Annotated in this window: 19 protein-coding genes; 2 read left to right on the plus strand and 17 right to left on the minus strand. The window is 42.9% G+C overall.

Annotated elements, in window-relative coordinates; translation table 11 throughout:
- The first annotated feature begins 25 nt into the window (after nucleotides 1-25).
- Nucleotides 26-2149, plus strand: coding sequence for an amino acid permease (locus tag U5J89_RS05055; RefSeq protein WP_322574520.1), 2124 nt, complete (start codon nucleotides 26-28; stop codon nucleotides 2147-2149).
- A 163-nt stretch (nucleotides 2150-2312) separates the two neighbouring features.
- Nucleotides 2313-4439, plus strand: a complete 2127-nt coding sequence (locus tag U5J89_RS05060) for an amino acid permease (protein WP_322574521.1) — start codon at nucleotides 2313-2315, stop codon at nucleotides 4437-4439.
- A gap of 147 nt (nucleotides 4440-4586) precedes the next feature.
- Here the strand turns inward: U5J89_RS05060 and U5J89_RS05065 are convergent, their stop codons facing one another.
- From U5J89_RS05065 to U5J89_RS05145, 17 genes are all read right to left on the minus strand, one after another.
- Complete coding sequence (locus U5J89_RS05065; protein WP_322574522.1) at nucleotides 4587-6314, minus strand: Na(+)/H(+) antiporter subunit D; 1728 nt, start codon at nucleotides 6312-6314, stop codon at nucleotides 4587-4589.
- Nucleotides 6304-6519 carry a hypothetical protein gene (locus U5J89_RS05070; RefSeq protein WP_322574523.1) on the minus strand — a complete coding sequence of 72 codons (216 nt, stop codon included), beginning with the start codon at nucleotides 6517-6519 and terminating at the stop codon, nucleotides 6304-6306. The genes U5J89_RS05065 and U5J89_RS05070 overlap by 11 nt, the downstream gene beginning before the upstream one ends.
- A gap of 11 nt (nucleotides 6520-6530) precedes the next feature.
- Nucleotides 6531-7190, minus strand: a complete 660-nt coding sequence (locus U5J89_RS05075; RefSeq protein ID WP_322574524.1) for a proton-conducting transporter membrane subunit — start codon at nucleotides 7188-7190, stop codon at nucleotides 6531-6533.
- Nucleotides 7190-8008 carry a complex I subunit 5 family protein gene (locus U5J89_RS05080; protein ID WP_322574525.1) on the minus strand — a complete coding sequence of 273 codons (819 nt, stop codon included), beginning with the start codon at nucleotides 8006-8008 and terminating at the stop codon, nucleotides 7190-7192. The genes U5J89_RS05075 and U5J89_RS05080 overlap by 1 nt, the downstream gene beginning before the upstream one ends.
- Before the next feature lie 21 nt (nucleotides 8009-8029).
- The gene (locus U5J89_RS05085) at nucleotides 8030-9529 is read right to left on the minus strand and encodes a complex I subunit 5 family protein (RefSeq protein ID WP_322574526.1); all 1500 of its coding nucleotides are present in this window, start codon (nucleotides 9527-9529) and stop codon (nucleotides 8030-8032) included.
- The gene (locus tag U5J89_RS05090) at nucleotides 9526-9894 is read right to left on the minus strand and encodes a cation:proton antiporter subunit C (RefSeq protein WP_322574527.1); all 369 of its coding nucleotides are present in this window, start codon (nucleotides 9892-9894) and stop codon (nucleotides 9526-9528) included. The genes U5J89_RS05085 and U5J89_RS05090 overlap by 4 nt, the downstream gene beginning before the upstream one ends.
- Nucleotides 9887-10327 carry an MnhB domain-containing protein gene (locus U5J89_RS05095; RefSeq protein WP_322574528.1) on the minus strand — a complete coding sequence of 147 codons (441 nt, stop codon included), beginning with the start codon at nucleotides 10325-10327 and terminating at the stop codon, nucleotides 9887-9889. Before U5J89_RS05095 ends, U5J89_RS05090 begins: the two co-directional genes overlap by 8 nt.
- Entirely contained in the window at nucleotides 10317-10625 is a 309-nt protein-coding gene (mbhE, locus tag U5J89_RS05100) for a hydrogen gas-evolving membrane-bound hydrogenase subunit E (RefSeq protein WP_322574529.1), read from the minus strand. Before mbhE ends, U5J89_RS05095 begins: the two co-directional genes overlap by 11 nt.
- Nucleotides 10622-10867 (minus strand): Na(+)/H(+) antiporter subunit B, encoded by a 246-nt coding sequence (locus U5J89_RS05105; protein WP_322574530.1) that lies wholly within the window; start codon nucleotides 10865-10867, stop codon nucleotides 10622-10624. The genes mbhE and U5J89_RS05105 overlap by 4 nt, the downstream gene beginning before the upstream one ends.
- A gap of 6 nt (nucleotides 10868-10873) precedes the next feature.
- The gene (gene mnhG, locus U5J89_RS05110; RefSeq protein WP_322574531.1) at nucleotides 10874-11191 is read right to left on the minus strand and encodes a monovalent cation/H(+) antiporter subunit G; all 318 of its coding nucleotides are present in this window, start codon (nucleotides 11189-11191) and stop codon (nucleotides 10874-10876) included.
- On the minus strand, nucleotides 11184-11459 hold the full coding sequence (locus U5J89_RS05115) for a monovalent cation/H+ antiporter complex subunit F (RefSeq protein WP_322574532.1): 276 nt from the start codon (nucleotides 11457-11459) through the stop codon (nucleotides 11184-11186). Before U5J89_RS05115 ends, mnhG begins: the two co-directional genes overlap by 8 nt.
- Nucleotides 11459-12013 (minus strand): Na+/H+ antiporter subunit E, encoded by a 555-nt coding sequence (locus U5J89_RS05120; protein ID WP_322574533.1) that lies wholly within the window; start codon nucleotides 12011-12013, stop codon nucleotides 11459-11461. The genes U5J89_RS05115 and U5J89_RS05120 overlap by 1 nt, the downstream gene beginning before the upstream one ends.
- 266 nt (nucleotides 12014-12279) lie before the next feature.
- Nucleotides 12280-13287: a hypothetical protein gene (locus U5J89_RS05125; protein WP_322574534.1), complete on the minus strand. Its 1008-nt coding sequence runs from the start codon at nucleotides 13285-13287 to the stop codon at nucleotides 12280-12282.
- Nucleotides 13288-13319: 32 nt separating this feature from the next.
- A complete protein-coding gene (locus tag U5J89_RS05130; RefSeq protein WP_322574535.1) occupies nucleotides 13320-13580 on the minus strand; it encodes a type II toxin-antitoxin system RelE/ParE family toxin in 261 nt (86 codons plus the stop codon).
- A 22-nt stretch (nucleotides 13581-13602) separates the two neighbouring features.
- A complete protein-coding gene (locus U5J89_RS05135) occupies nucleotides 13603-13818 on the minus strand; it encodes a hypothetical protein (protein WP_322574536.1) in 216 nt (71 codons plus the stop codon).
- Between the two features lie 64 nt (nucleotides 13819-13882).
- Nucleotides 13883-15145 (minus strand): histidine--tRNA ligase, encoded by a 1263-nt coding sequence (gene hisS, locus U5J89_RS05140; protein ID WP_322574537.1) that lies wholly within the window; start codon nucleotides 15143-15145, stop codon nucleotides 13883-13885.
- 130 nt (nucleotides 15146-15275) lie between these two features.
- Nucleotides 15276-16262: an NAD(P)H-quinone oxidoreductase gene (locus tag U5J89_RS05145; protein WP_322574538.1), complete on the minus strand. Its 987-nt coding sequence runs from the start codon at nucleotides 16260-16262 to the stop codon at nucleotides 15276-15278.
- Between the last annotated feature and the right edge of the window lie 13 nt (nucleotides 16263-16275).

Genomic DNA, 16275 nt, shown 5'->3' on the forward strand with positions numbered 1-16275 from the left:
GTTTTAAAACCATAATTATTTAACTTTGGCAGAACTGAAAGATTCTAAAAAACTGAACAAGACACTCGGAGCATTTGATGTGTTCGCAATTGCAACGGGAGCTATGTTTAGTTCCGGCTTGTTTTTATTACCGGGCTTGGCTGCAAGCGTTACGGGTCCATCGGTATTTCTGGCATACCTGGTTTCGGGCATATTAGTACTACCAACGATGTTGAGCAAAGCAGAACTTGGTACGGCTTTTCCGCGGGCTGGCGGCACTTACTATATTATAGATCGTACTTTGGGCCCATTGATGGGAAGTATCGGTGGATTTGGCTCGTGGTTATCGCTTGTTTTCAAGAGTGCTTTTGCACTCATCGGAATGGGAGCCTATATCTCGATCTTTTTTGATGTACCCATAACACCGATTGCAATTATTCTTACCATTGCTTTTGGAGCATTGAATGTTTTTGGCGCAAAAGAAACTAGTAGGTTGCAGAATATCCTTGTTATCATACTGCTATCGGTTATGGCTTTTTACCTAGTGCAAGGGTTTTCGCACCTTTTTTCTTTGGAGATACTGGATATTCACCGGGAGAAGTTCACTCCATTTTTTAAGGATGGGATGCAGGGATTCTTTGCTACAGTAGGGATGGTGTTTGTTTCATATGCGGGACTTACCAAGGTAGTCAGTGTGGCTGAAGAGATCCAAGATCCTGATAAAAATATACCGCGCGGAATGTTTCTATCAATATTAACCGCCATCGTAGTATACGTTGCCGGAGTTATTTTGATGACTTCTGTCTTGGAGCCCGAAGCATTTTATAAAGATTTAACTCCTGTTGCCACCGCCGGTAATGTATTTTTGACTTGGCTGCCGGGTGATACCGGACTCATTTTAGTGGTTATTGCTGCCATTGCTGCGTTTGCCTCCACCGGTAATGCCGGGATTATGTCGGCCTCTCGATTTCCATTAGCTATGGCCCGCGATAAGCTGGTTCACTCTAAGTTCTCGAAGCTGGGTAAATTTGATACGCCGGTCTATTCCATTGTTGCAACAACCGGGATGATGATATTTCTACTGCTGGTTTTTAATGTAAAAGAAGTGGCCAAGCTGGCCAGTACTTTTAAATTATTGCTATTCGGGCTTCTTAATTTGGCGGTTATTGTGATGCGCGAAAGCCAAATTGAAGAGTATGATCCCGGTTATATATCACCATTTTATCCGTGGGTACAAATGATCGGGATGTTAACTTCGGGACTACTTATTTTTGAGATGGGACTTCTGTCCATCCTGTTTACCGTAGCTATCATTATATTGTCGGTAGCCTGGTATTATTACTATGCTTACGGTGAGATTGATCGCCAGGGAGCTATATTTCATGTACATGAGCGGTTGGGACAATATAAAGATCGCGGCCTTGAACATGAGATGCGCCATATTTTAAAGGAGAAAGGTTTGCGCGATGAAGATCCATATGAGCTGGTGGTCAGTAAAGCTACAATCCTGGATGTGACCGATGATGGGATATCCTACGAAGATATTTTAGATAAAGCCTGCACCACACTGGCAACAAAAGTAAGCATGGATAAGGAAGAGCTGATCAAGGCATTCCACAAAGAAGATGATTTTGGAGCCCTTTCGATTGGGAAGGGGGCGGCGCTTAATCATACAAGAATACCTGTTGAGTCAGAGCCGAAGTTGTTTATCGTGCGAATAAAAGATGGACTGCTTACACGAGATACCTGTTTTGAGGATGAGAGCAAAGATCAGAAGAAGCATACCTTTTATGCTCTGTTCTTCTTGGTCAGCTCTGAAAAGGATGCTACCCAGCACCTGCGATTTTTGGCCCATATGGCTGAAATGATTGATCAGGAGCATTTCTTTGAACGCTGGATTTCGGCAAAAGATGAAGCAGAGCTTCGCGAAATATTACTACGGAACGAACGGTTTATTAATATTTATGTTCGCTCGGATGATAAAACAGCCAAGTTGATTGGAAAGAAAATATATGAGATTGACCTACCCGGAGAAAGCCTTGTGGCGATATTGGAAAGAGGGGATAGTGTTAATATTCCTCATGGCAATACCGAAATCCGAGAGGGAGATAAATTATCAATTATTGGCCAGGTAGAGGATATTGAGGAGATTAAAAAACTAAGAGGTTAAATAGCTGAAGTGTTATTTTGGAGCGATAACTGTAGAAGATATTTTATGACCTTTCTGAATCTTCAATCAACAAGATCGAATAGATAAGAAGTTTTTTAAGAAAATGACTTATTTTCTTAAACTCTGAATTAAAAATTTAATAATCGCTTTAATCTAAAAGAGCATGCAGCACGAAAAACTGGAAAAGCAACTGGGATTGTGGGATGTATATGCAATTGCTACGGGAGCAATGTTTAGTTCCGGTTTTTTCCTATTGCCGGGTATTGCTGCAGCTATAACAGGCCCGTCGGTATTCATTGCTTATTTTGTTTCGGGTCTTCTGGTGTTACCTACAATGTTTAGCGTAGCAGAGCTGGCGACAGCTATGCCCAAAGCAGGAGGGACCTATTATATTATTGATCGCAGCCTTGGTCCGGTGATGGGTACGGTTGGCGGCTATGGTTCTTGGCTGGCCTTGGTGTTAAAAAGTGCCTTTGCGTTGATTGGGATGGGGGCCTATATCTCCATTTTTATTGATCTGCCGATTTTGCCGGTAGCTATAGTGCTGACTCTGGTTTTCGGACTCTTAAACATTGTAGGAGCTAAAGAGACTACCGCTCTGCAGAAGGTATTGGTAGCCGCGCTGATAAGTATTATGATCTTTTATATCGCCCAAGGGTTGTTTTCGGTATTTTCTGCTGATTTCTTTGAAGTTACCCGGAATCAGTTTACGCCACTTTTTATTGGTGGGGCTACCGGATTTTGGGCTACGGTAGGGATGGTGTTTGTCTCTTATGCGGGGCTCACAAAAGTTGCCAGTGTGGCCGAAGAGGTTCGAAATCCCGATAAAAATATTCCCTGGGGCATGTTCTTCTCAATCATGTCGGCGATATTTGTATATGTAGCCGGTGTCTTTATCATGGTTTCAGTGTTAGATCCCGGTGAATTTCGCGAAGATCTAACACCTGTTGCTACTGCCGGAGAAGCTTTTATGAGCTGGTTACCAGGAGAGTTGGGAGTGATACTGGTTGTTATTGCAGCAGTGGCTGCTTTTGCCTCTACAGGTAACGCCGGTATTATGTCAGCCTCCCGTTATCCTTTGGCAATGGCCCGTGACAAGTTGATGGATGAACGGTTTTCACGCATAGGAACGAAGGGTACTCCGGTAATTGCCATCATTGCCACTGTTCTGTTAATGATTTTCTTTCTCATAGCTTTTGATGTCGCTCAGGTAGCAAAGTTGGCCAGTGCATTTCAGTTGCTGTTATTTGGTTTGCTAAACCTCGCAGTAATTGTGATGCGCGAAAGTAAAATTGAGGAGTATGATCCCGGTTTCAACTCACCGTTTTATCCCTGGATACAGATTATCGGTATGATTCTCTCGGCTGTTCTTATTCTGGAGATGGGACTCCTCTCTATTCTCTTTACCGTAGTTGTGAGTATCTTTAGTATAGGATGGTTTTATTACTATGCGTATGGTAAGATCGATCGCGAAGGAGCTATTTTTCATGTAACAGCTCGTCTTGCGAAGCGAAAAGACTATGGATTGGAGCGAGAAATGCGGGATATACTTCGAGAGAAAGGACTTCGTGAAGAAGATCCATATGAACAGGTAGTGGCCAGTGCTGCGGTTATTGACGAGCCAAATAAAGAGCTGAGCTATAAAACGATTATAAAACAGGCTTCAGATATTTTAGCTGATCGATTGGATATGGATCAGGATTTTCTTGTTAATAGTTTTTGCAAGGCTCAAGATATGGGGACAATACCGCTTGGCAATAGTACAGTTATCAATCATATTAGGATTGATGAAGACTGTGATCCGCAGATGGTACTGGTTCGTATTCCAGAAAGCATTGCTGTTTCTACTGAGGGCTTTGATGTGCTTGATGAGGACGCAACCGGAGAAGTTGAAAACTTGTGTGCAATGATCTTTTTGGTTAGTTCATCTGAGAACTCCAGTCAACACTTGCGATTAATTGCACATTTGGCTGAGATGATTGACAGCAGACACTTTATTGAACGATGGAAAAGTGCGGAAAACGAATCAGAGTTACGAGAAATTCTGCTTAGGGATGAACGCTTTATCAATATAAAGATCAGTAGAAATAATAAAACGCAAAAGCTAATTGGTAGAAAGATCATGGATATTGATCTGCCCGGAGAGAGTCTCATTACCATTCTCAAACGGAATGGCAATATCAAGATTCCTCATGGACAGACAGTGTTAGAAGAGGAAGATGAAATATCTATTATTGGAGAGGTAGAAGATATTGATGCCGTTAAAGAGTGGAAAAAATCTGTCGACTAAATATAATTATTGTATAAAGTGGTATTGGCCACACTTTTTAGTGTTGAATGATGTCGCTTTATAGATCGTCCTAGGCCTATTGTGAAAGTAGGGAGATGAGGGACTTCACCTAACGACAGTTCAATATTAGCAGTGGGTGACTACTGCTTAGAATAAAACTACCAGACTGGCCACCAGAAATCCGAAAAGTATAAAGGCCAGTGCTGCACCTATAGATGTAGAGAAGTCATCCGACTTTACAGATTTACCATTTGCCCAAGAGCTAAAGGGAATTCTCTGTAAGGGATTTCGGGCAACTTCCGATAATTTTTGAGCCAATTGCAGTGAGCTTTGCTCAACAAAGCCATAGAAACGATCGGGGAGTTTCACAAAAGCATAACGAACGGTATCGGCCGGACGTCGGTAAAACCAGTCGGTATCGAGGGAAATATGTGAAGTCGCTTGGAGTTTTTTGCGAAGCAACCAAAATCCGACGAATGCCAGTACAAGAATTTGAGTCATTTCGACGAAGTTATAAATAGAATAAGGTTGAAAATCAGTAGCGTATGGAAGTTGGCTGTACAATAGCTGTGGAAATACTCCAAATAGGATGCAGAAAAAAGCTCCGATGCCCATCGCCACTTTCATATTTGAAGGGATAGCTGAAAGATTGAATTCACGCTCTTTCTCGCTAAACCAAGTAAAGTAGGGTAGTTTAAGTCCGGTATGCAGGAATGTACCAATGGTAGCAATTAATAGCAGTAAAATGGGCCACTCAAGATGAGCATCCCCAAGCGCGCCTGAGATCATAGTTTTACTAATGAATCCGTTTAAAAATGGAGCCCCGGAAATTGATAATGCTCCAACTATGTACAGTCCAAGGATTAAAGGTATTTTCTTTGCAAGTCCCCCCAGCTCACTCAGCTTGCTTGTTCCGGTTGCATGTATAACTGCTCCAGCGGCCATGAACAAAAGAGATTTGTAAATAATATGATTGAATGCATGAGCTGCTGCTCCATTTAAAGCTAGCTCGGAGCCCACACCAATTGCTGTGACCATATATCCAATTTGACTGATAATACTATAAGCTAAAATTTCACGGATGTCGTTGGCAAGCAGGGCATAAATGGTTCCGTAAATGGCCATTACTACACCAGTCCAAATCAATATTTCCCAACCAGGGAATAAACGAATTAGCACGTATACTGCTGACTTGGTGGTCAACGCACACATGAAGACAGCACCGGTGATGGTTGCTTTTGGATACGCATCGGCCAGCCAAGCGTGTAATGGAGGAATAGCGGAATTCAGTCCAACTCCTAAAAGTATTAAAATATTTGCAAGGGAATAGGTTTGTTCTAGGTTCTGTATCAGGAATGATCCTCCGCTATTTAGGTGCAGAAGAATTCCTGACATTAGAAGTCCACCTCCAAAAATATGAACCAGCACATAGCGCATACCTGCGTTGTCGGATTCTTTTGTCTGACGGGCCCAGATTAACCAGGTAGAGGCAGCAGCCATAATTTCCCAGAAGAAAAAGAGAGTAAAGAAATCTCCGGCAAAAGTGACACCAAGAGCGCCTCCGGCATAGGCAAGGGCAGAAGTCTGCTGACCAAGATCTTTTATATGAAAAGCATAAATACCGCCAATAATTGTTATTAGAGCAAAAATAATTCCAAAAATACGGCTCAATCCATCAACCGCTAATAACTGAAGTTCATAGCTGGCAAAGGGTAGTTGCAGCAGGCCTCCTTCGGGCAGATTCCATAGTATTCCCAGTGCTATTAGGGGAAAAAGTATAAATGCGGAACTTCGAAGGCGTTCCGGTATAAGTGGGAGCAGGAACGCTCCTAAAATAAGTATAATTGCAGGTATTGAAAGAAGCTCAACGATCATAGTAATCTTCGTCGCTTAAAATGAAAAGTTTGCCTAACCACTTTGAGATATAGATGATACCTACACATCCCACAAATCCCCAGAGGGCGTAAAATGCAGGGATGTGATTCCACCAGTGGGAGTCATAACCAGATAAAAAGGTAAACTCAAGTACTAAACTGATGATAAAAACGATGCCGAGTGATATCCAATGCCACTTCTTCATAGGTACATGTGTTAAAAAATGGTTGAAGCTATTTCGGTTGCTAAATCAAAAAAGTTGAAAAACAGGTTTGGGTATATTCCAAAGAGTATTGAAAGTACAGCGGTTCCCATCAGCGGAACGACCATAAACGGTGATGCTTCGGTGTGTCCTTCAAGTTCCGGTCCACCTTCTTTAAAGTAAGCTCTGTGGATGATTGGGAAGAAGTATCCCACGTTAAGTAATCCACTAATTATCAAAATAATAAGTGGAATTATCATGTTGCCATCAAGCACTCCCGAAGCTAGGTACCATTTACTAACAAATCCATTTATGGGCGGGATGCCGGCTAATCCCATCGATCCAATGGTAAAAGCGGCCATCGTCCACGGCATCACCCTGGCGATACCATTTAAGTTGCTAATATTCTTTTTATGTAGATTTACCATGATAGCTCCCGCACAGAAAAACAGGGTAATCTTCATAGTAGCGTGCGTAGAAATATGCATGATGCTACCGATCAATCCTGTTTCGGTAAGCAGGGCTGCACCGAGCACGATGTAGGAAAGATGGCCCACGGTGGAATAAGCCAGCCGACGCTTTAGGTTGTCCTGGGCAAAGGCAAGTAGCGAAGCTACAATAATAGTGATTCCTGCCAGTACCATCAAAATTTCGTTGAGTCCGAATGTAGCCATTACATCTGGGACCGAAAGATAAATCCAACGACGCGAATAACGCCAAAAACTCCGGATTTTACAACGGCTACGGCATGGAGCAAAGCGCTAACAGGAGTGGGAGCCGCCATAGCCGAAGGCAACCAGCTGTGCAGGGGCATGATGCCGGCTTTTACCCCAACGCCTCCTAAGAAGAGTAAGAAAATAGTTACCGCCATGGAATGTGAAAGTTCTACATCCCCAAAGATACCGCCGGCCTGGAAATCGAGTGTGCCGGTAATAGAATAGGTAATTCCCGCTGCGGCAATGAGCAAGAGTCCGGCTGTAAGGGTATAGGTTAAATATTTTCGTCCTGCTGCAATGGCTTCTTTGTTTTCGCTGTGGATAACCAGCGGATAAGTAGCCAGCGTCAACATCTCGTAAAAGATGATGAACGTAAGCAGATTGCCGGAGAAGGCGATTCCGATGGTAGAAGACAGACAAACGGCGAAGCTGGCAAAATAACGGGTCTGCTTTTTCTCATTGTGACCTCGCATGTAGCCAATAGAATAAAACGACGTAAAAATCCATAATCCCGATGCAATGAGGGCAAAAAACACGCCAAAGGTATCGGCTTTGAGTACCAATGGCAGATCAGGGGCGATTTCGAGGAGCGTGAGTGTTACGGCTTCGCCTTCGAGGGCGGAGGGCACTAAGGTGAGTACCAGTATAAATTTGACGACTCCGGCTAGTATCGTCCAGAATTCGCGGAGATTTGGTTTATTTGAACTTAGCAAGATAAACGGCACCGTTGCCAGCGATACCAACACAGCTAATAAAGGAATATATGTAAGCTCCATGTTTCTAAATCAATACTTTGTTTAAAATCCTGCCGGAAACATTGTTACAATTATTTCGACGATATAGGCATTGAAAATTCCCACGACGAAAAGTCCGATGGCCATAACGCTCATAGGAAACATCATACTGGCTGAAACTTCGTTCTTTTGAACGGGTGTCTGGGCCATCTCGGCGACTTCGCTTGCTTCGGGACTCTTCATATACACTTTTTCGAGGATACGGAAGAAATAGACGGCATTGAGCAGTGAGCTGATCAGAATAACCGCTAAGAGCATCCAGCTGCTGTTTTCGATAGTGCCCAACGCGAGATACCACTTGCTAAAAAATCCAGCCAGCGGAGGTAAACCAACCATCGATACCGCTGCAGTTGTAAATGCGGCCATTGTCCATGGGTATTTTTTGCGGTAGCTGTCGTCAAATTTTGTAATGATTGAATGGCCTTCTTTCAGTCGCATGCTTCCCGAAACCAAAAATAAGAGTGCTTTCATTAAGGCGTGGTTAAGTACGTGTAATATAGCACCAATAAATCCAAAGGGGTTGGCTAGGCTTAGTCCCATAATGATATATCCAATTTGGGAAACACTACTGTATGCCAACATCTTTTTGAGTTCACTTTGAGCAATAGCCATAATCGATCCGTAGAGAATGCCGATACCCGCAAAAATGCCAATGATAGTTGTTACGGGAAGTTGGGAATCAATGAGATCAACGCCGAATAGGAAAAGTACAACTCGAAATAAAATATAGGCGGCTACCTTGGTGCCGATAGGTGCAATGATGGCCGAGGAAGTTGATGAGGCATAGGTGTATGAGTCGGGCAGCCAGCCGTGAAGGGGAAACAGTGCGGCCTTAACGCCAATCCCAATGATCATTAATATGAGTGCTACTATGACCGAGGAGTGGCCGATAAATTGGGGCAGCATCTCATGCATATCAATTATGTTGAGCGTACCCGTAACGGTATATAAAAATCCAACGCCCAGCAGATACAGCGATCCGCCGACGGTACCAATAATCAAGTAGCGGAAAGCAGCGAACGGTGCTCGTTTTTCGCCGATGGCAATGAGGGCATAACTGGATAGTGAGGAGATCTCTAAAAAGACATAGAGATTAAAAAGATCACCGGTAAGCACCATGCCATTAAAGCCGAGCATCATCAGCATCACAACAGAAAAGTATCCCGTCTTTTTATGGGGAAACTCGGCCTCGCTGATCTTTTTAGAGTGAATAAGAACCAAGAAGGCAATGGCATTGATGACCAGCACGATAAATGCGGCCAGTCCGTCATATACAAACTCAATACCAACGGGGGGCATCCATCCCCCAAAAAAGTACCGGATAGTTTCACCCGTTTGGATAAAATGAAGCATGCCATAAGCAGAAAACAGGGTGGCAATACCCGACCCTAGTAGGGCAAGATGCCAAGTAATATGTCGCTTCCACACTCCGATAACAGGAATGAGAATAGCGAAAAATATAAATACAATGGGGATTAAGGCCGGTATCTCGGATCCAATCATTGAATCTTATCTAAAATTTCTTCTTCGTTGAGAGTTTCGTAGCGGTTGTAGATGGTGACGATTAAAGCTAAGGCCACGCCCAGCGTTGCTACCCCCACCACAATGGCAGTGAGCATGAGCGTATGTGGCAGTGCATTCATATAGTTGGCGGCTTCGCTCACGGGTAACCCCTCCATTTTGACGGGCACGGTAGCACCGTCTTTCATTGCTACGGATACAAAAAACAGGATTACGGCTGCCTGAAAAATGGAAAGTCCAATCGTTTTCTTAACAAGATTTTTCTTCAGAAGCATGCCGTACAGCCCGATTGCCAACAAAATAATGGTAAACCAATAGGCGTAATGGCCCATGAAAAAATCAAGCATAGTCTTCACCTTTTACCATGTTATCATAAATAAGTACCAGTACCGTCATTACAGTGATGCCAATACCCAGTTCAATAATTAAAATACCCCAGTACCGTAGGTCTGCGGGTTCGAGTCCGGGAATGGGCAATTGTTCATAATCCAGAAAATATCCGCCGTATATAAGGGCTACCAATCCGGTGCCGAAATAGATGAGCACGCCAAGGGCTGCATAGGGCGTCGCAAGGTAATCCTTGAATTGTATTTTGGCGATTTCGGTCCCACCAGCAATCCGGATTAACAGTAACGAGGCTGCCAGCAGGGTACCGCCCTGAAATCCACCACCGGGCGAATAATGCCCGTGAAAGATTACATAAAAGCCAAATAGCATGATATATGGACTCAAAAATCGAGAGCCCAGCAAAATAATGGGACTGTGTTGTTTATTCGTCATCTTTGCGCCCCCGTTTTCTTAACAGCAAGAAGCAAATAATGCCCGCTGTGAAAATTACAATCTGCTCTCCGAGCGTATCAATGCTACGATAATCCCCTAACACTACTGTTACAATATTGGGTGTGTGGGCATCATTGTAGGCTTCTTGGATGTAGTAATTGCCTGGCACTTCGGTACCTGTAATACTTACCTCCTGATTCATCCGATTATCGGGGTTGCCCCGAAGTGGCAGGTCGGAAGCAGCATAAAGCAGCACCAACGTAAAAATTAGGATTACAAGTAATTTTAAGTACTTCAATCTACTGTGGTAAATTTAGTTTGATAAATTGCTATGACGAGTAAGATACCGGTGACACCGGCGCCCACTACAGCTTCGGTAAAACCTACATCTACAGCACCCATAACGGTAAATAGCAGAGCCATTAAAAAACTAAAAATAGTGAGCATTACCACTGCAATAAGCAGGTCATCGGCCTCTAATGCGATGTAAGCAGTCGTCAGTAAAAATAAAAATAGAATGAGTTCGAGTTCCCAGTACATTAAGATCTACTCTTTTTTGTTATCGAGAAAGCGCGGTTTAAGTCCTGACTCATGTGCTGCTCGGGCCAGGGCATGTGCTCCAATGGGATTGGCCAGCATGATAAAAAGTAAAACCAGGAACAGTTTGCCGCTGTTGATAGTGAGTCCTTCAAAAATAATAAGTCCGATGATAATGAGCATCATCCCCAGCGTATCACTTTTGCTGGTGGCATGGGTACGGGAATAGAAATCAGGCAGCCGAATGGTGCCAATGCTTCCTATCAGCAGGAAGAAAATTCCCAACACCACAAAAATGATCGTTAATATTGAGCTAATGTTAATCATCGAAGCGTACCTTGGTTGTTGTGAAGTATTTTGCAATGGTTAGCGATCCAATAAATCCTAGAATAGCATAGGCCAGCGTAATATCAATAAACATGCCAATGCGTCCATACAAGTAGCCAATAAGGCAAATGAGGACAATTGTTTTAGTAGCGATGGCATTGGTAGCAACGAGACGATCAAATACAGTTGGTCCCTTGATTACGCGGTAAGCGGGCACTGCTATAATGGCCGTTAAAATTACTGCACTGTACAGAAAAAATTCTTCCATTAGAGTTCCTCCTTACTTTCAAGTACTTCGAAATCCGAAACGACAGAATGTTTTTCGTTCGTAAATAACCGTAATACTTGTTGGGGCATTTTGTCGCTGGCTATACCTTCGAATGAGGTAGGGGTGATCGCGTGTACAATAAATTCATCGCCATTAATATCAACGGTTAGTGTTCCGGGTGTTAGGGTAATCGAATTACCTAATATTACCTTACAATGTGGATTTGGGAAATCAACTTTGAATCGTACAACGGATGTTTGGATAGGAAGCGAAGGACTCAATAAAATTTTTGCTACCTCTATTCCAGAGATAATAATCTGTACGAACAGCCAGGAAAAGTAGTAAGGTACGTAAAAGAAACGCATATCCTTAAGGACGTCGGTTTCATTCTCATAAAAAGAGAAAGTTTTCAGTTTATGGTTGATCCCCATAACGATGCCGACGCTTACAACACCCATTATTGTGTGGACAACATCAAAGAAACCACTCATGAGATACCAAAATCCCATTAAGCTCAAAAAGGATACAACTAAACTTTGAATTGATAACTTCAAAATGCAGATCAGTTATATGGCGGTTACAAATATGCGGCTCCTAAAATATCAAAAAAGGGGAATATCCCGAAATGAAATCTATCTCATATAGTGGAGATAAAAAAATTCAGTAATTTTATTAGGGCCAACTCAAATGCTGAGTACAATTTCTGAAAGGAGAATATAAACTGTGATTCAGATTTCCAAAAGGATAAAAGACGAGTAGACTGGATTTTTTTTAAAAGTTGTAAATGGCCAATGAGCAGAACTGCAGAGGCTTAAAACTGTTACTGTGCAATAGAAGGATTTGATATGGTTCCTTTTAATTTGAGGATGATCTGGTCATCTTTTTTAGGGAGTGAAGTATCCAAAAGTTGCTCAATATTGGACAACACATTTTTGAGCCTATCTGAAAAATCAGAGAGTGAAACTTCTACATTGTGTATCGGCGAATCCTTAAGTGGTTGTGCAATTTTTAGTGATCCCGAAGCGGTAAGCAAAGCCAAATCAGATTTGAGATTTGCATTCAGGATTAGGATATCAGCAGAGGTGCCGGGTTGGGTGTTGAGTTGCGCGTAGTCGAAGGGAATGCTATCGCTGTCGTATCCAAATCCTTTAATGAAGAAGTTGTATTTTTGCTGGAATGATTCTGGAGGTGTCCACGTCAGTGAATCCAATTGAATATTGTGTTTTCCTTCTAACCAGAAGTTTGTTTGAGCATCTGAAATAGATCCCGTGTATCGTAGCTGTTGCGTTTTAACTTTGGTAAGAAAAGTGTTTGGTAGCGAAAAGGTAATATTTGGACTTTCTATTTCGAGCGAATGCTTGTTTTGAAAAGGAGTGCCATTTATGGCATTTGCAAGTCCGTCAAGTGCATTACCACGATAGGAAATATTTATGGCGTCGGATTTTATTTCTTGTCGGGCTGATCGGTTGGTATATGAAGGTGATACAGCTGTAATAAAAGCACTGTCTAATTGATTGAGTCCATATTCGGCACCGAAAAAATAGATATTGAGGAAATCCCAATATCCTATATCGAACGTAAGTTGATTGGAACGCTCAATATGATCGCCAAAGATTATTGTCAGATCGCTGATGCTAACATCCGCCGAAAATGGAGTAATATCAATGCTGGAATATTTTATTGATAACGTTTCTTCCTGTTCATCGTATTCCTGCAGGGTTTCATCAATTTGTTGCTCGGCTCGTGAGGCAGCTATATAATGATAGCCGACGATCACAATCAGAAGTGCCAGAAACCCGAAGAGATAGTATTTTTTCTTTTTTGTCATATTATTAATACTACAGAGTATTAGGAATAGGCTTAACGATTTTGTTGTCGGTGATCTAATATAGTATACACTTGGATCGTGTCATTGTTAATTTCATAAATTACGGAATGATGTTTTGTTATGGGAGCTTTTCTTAGCTTGGGATGTTTTTGAGAGGCCGGATATAGTTTTGGAAAATGAAGAACAAGCTCTTCGAACTTATGAAGCTTCTTTAAAAAGTTCTGGACTTCTTTCTTACTCCACTTTTCTAACAAATATTTTTTGATAGATTGGATCTTCTTCGATGATTCCATTGACCAAATCACTTTTCGTGAGTTAGTCATGCTGCTTCCAAAATTCTTTGCTGCTTAAAGTATTTCCTTTGCTAAAATCGCTTTTTCCCTTTGAAATAGATTTTTTTTCACTTTTAGAAAGATTATCGAACCAATCTTCTGAAGAAGCGTCTTTAATAAGTTTCAGTATTTCTAACAGCTCTTCATTTTCAGGCTTAGAGATCCACTCTATTACTTCTTCTTTTACTGCGTTATCCATTACGAGATGGTTTTATTATCAATTATAATCATGATAATAAATTTCACTTTAACAAGCAGAAGACTTAGTTACTACTAAGCTTTGAAAGAATTTCTTCAAAGGTATAGCTTTCTTCTTCGCTGGCTTTCATGTTCCGAAGCGTGAATTTACCCTCGGCCAGTTCGTTGCCGCCCACAATAATAACATGACGCGCATTCTCGCGGTCAGCATCTTTCATCTGTGCTTTGATGGAGCGACCGATATAGTCCATGGAGGCAGAGAGTCCGGCCTTGCGTAGCTTCGGCAGATGTTTAATTCCCCACTTTCGAGCTTCTTCACCTAATGTGACGATGTAAACATCCAGCATTTCTTTTTCAACAAGATCAATACCGAGCTCTTCGCAAGCAATGAACAGGCGCTCCATACCGGCTGCAAATCCCACGGCAGGGGTATGCTGTCCGCCGATTTCTTCAATTAGCAGATCGTAACGTCCGCCGCCGCCGAGCGCATCTTGGGCACCTAAATCGGGACTAATAAGCTCAAAAGCGGTGCGCGTGTAGTAATCGAGACCGCGCACCAAGTGAGGATCTTCTTCGAAGGGGATTTCCAATTCTTGCAGCAGCTCTTTAACGCGGGCGTAGTGAGCTTCTGTTTCTTCCGTAAGGAAGTCCGTAATTACCGGTGCGTCTTCAATAAACGGTTGATCCTCTACTTCTTTGGAATCCAGAATACGCAATGGATTTTTTTCGAAGCGTTCCTTGGAAATCTCGCTTATCTTATCGAGATGGGGACGAAAATAATCTTTAAGTGCATCAGTATAAGCCTTTCGACTATCGGGATCTCCTACAGAGTTAATCTTCAGAGAGGTATTGCTGATGCCGACGCGATCGTAAATTGACATCATAAGCGCAATAATATCCACGTCGGCAGCGGGATCATCGGCCCCAATAATTTCGGCCCCGAACTGGTGGAACTGGCGCTGTCGACCTTTTTGAGGTTTTTCGGCGCGGAACATCGGTCCGATGTAGTATAGATTTTGCGTGCCACCGCGTTGTTCCAGGTGGTGTTCAACAAATGCGCGTGCTACGGGTGCAGTGCACTCTGGACGCAGGACGTACTGGTCATCACCGCGTTCAAAGGCGAACATTTCTTTGGAAACGATATCGGTAAGTTGACCCACGCCACGAGCGATGAGCTCGGTCTGCTCCATGATGGGCGTACGGATCTCCTCAAAGTTAAACTTTTTGGCCTCTTCGTGGATGATGCGTTCCAGTGCTTGCCATTTTTTTACTTCGCCGGGCAGGATATCCACCATCCCCACATGCGTGCTAAAAGTCGGTTGCGCCATGAATATAAATCAGTTCAGTTTTAAAAATAATTCGCTCCAAAGATAACAGAGGATTGGCAGAAATGGAACACGGATAACGCGGATTATAAATCTGTGTTAAATCAGTTAGATCTGTGTCATTTGTGTTCTATTACATCCCAGTTAGCACAATTTTGCCGGTGTTTTTGTTGTTTTGCATGCGCTGGTGAGCCGCCTCGGTTTCTGTCCAGTCGTAAGTAGAATCGATAACTGGTTCAAGGGTTTTATCTTTAAAAAGAGTTAGTGTTTTGGAGGCGAAGGCCTGGGTGAGCCTGATTTTGTAATCTTCGGATCGATTGCGGAGCGTTGATCCCATAACAGTTAAACGCTTTCTGAGGATAGGTACTAAGCTCAGCTCCTCAATTTTGTGTCCTCCCAGAAACGACAGATATACCACGCGCCCATCCATAGCCAGCACGTCCATATTTTTATGCCAATAGGGCTTTCCGATAAAATCTACAATCACATCTACCGAATCTTTACCAATATCATTGATAATCTCCTTGGCATAATTTTGTTCTTTATAATTGTAGGCAAAATCAGCGCCTAGTTCTTTAGCTGTATCCAGTTTGTGCTGCTTGCCGGCTGTAGCAATAATTTGGGCATCAAATAGGTGATGAGCCAGCTGAATAGCAGAAGTACCCACGCCACTGCCTGCTGCATGAATAAGCACCGTTTCTTTTTCTTGAAGTTTGCCCAGCCAATCCAGCGCCTGGAAGGCCGTCAAAAAGGTTTCGGGGATAGCTGCGGCTTTTTCAAATGAAAGGTTCTCCGGAATCTCCATTGCCATATCTTCGTGGATGGTGCAGTACTCAGCGTATCCACCCCCGGCCAGCAAGCCAAAAACGCGATCGCCGGGTTGCCACTTTGTGACTTTATCGCCCACTTGTTCTACCACGCCGGACATCTCCAGTCCCAATATTTCGCTGGCGCCTTCTGGTGGAGGATAGTTGCCAGTGCGCTGAAGCAGATCGGCTCGATTAAGAGCTGTGGCTTTAATTTGCACAAGTATTTCACTGGAACTTGGTTTCGGCGTTTGTACTTCTCCGATTGTCAGTGATGACCTTTTTCCGAGATTTTGAACTTGAATGGCTTTCATAATGATATCGAGA

This window comes from Fodinibius sp. (assembly GCF_034521915.1).
Taxonomy (GTDB): domain Bacteria; phylum Bacteroidota; class Rhodothermia; order Balneolales; family Balneolaceae; genus Fodinibius.